Genomic DNA, 554 nt, shown 5'->3' with positions numbered 1-554 from the left:
TTCTTTTCTCTTCCCACCCTTTCTTTTATTCAAAGGGGTAAGAAAAAGAATATCCTGTCCCTTGGCTTGTTCACGAATCAGCTTGCTATCATATGCTTTATCACCAAGTGTAAATCCAATCTCAAACTCGGTCAGTTGAGCAGAATGGAGAACGCGAATAAACCATTCGAATGAGGTGGATACTCCTTTCTGACATTAAAAGAATATTTAAAATAATAGGAGGTGTAAAAGATGGCCTCTGTTCACAAAACTAAAGATAGTTCAAAAAGGGGTCAATGATCGGGACATTGTGCCAATGGCGCGCCACTTCCGTGGGATGGGTTCCATATTCTCGGTAAACGTAACGAAGATCTAACGGATCAAGAGCGTGAGCTCTTGAAAGACCTGCTTCATTACTCGGATCTCTTACGAGATGTATATGAGTGGAAGGAAACTTTTATCGAATGGTACAACTGTAGTTCCTCCTTTGCCTACGCCAAACAACGGTTTATACGTTGGCGTAAACAAGGAGAAAAAATGAATCATGCAGCAGTCCGATCTTGTCTGAAAACAAT

1 protein-coding gene is annotated in these 554 nt (G+C 41.0%); it reads left to right on the top strand.

Going from position 1 to position 554, the window contains the following annotated elements; translation table 11 throughout:
- Positions 1-327 precede the first annotated feature (327 nt).
- On the top strand, positions 328-554 hold a 227-nt coding region (locus MBEAL2_RS34295), incomplete at its 3' end, for a transposase (RefSeq protein ID WP_369405551.1).

Origin of the sequence: Aneurinibacillus tyrosinisolvens (assembly GCF_001015055.1) — a bacterium.
Classification (GTDB): domain Bacteria; phylum Bacillota; class Bacilli; order Aneurinibacillales; family Aneurinibacillaceae; genus Aneurinibacillus_A; species Aneurinibacillus_A tyrosinisolvens.
The sequence above is the reverse complement of the archived record's forward strand: the minus strand, read 5'-3'. Positions and strand labels throughout refer to the sequence as shown.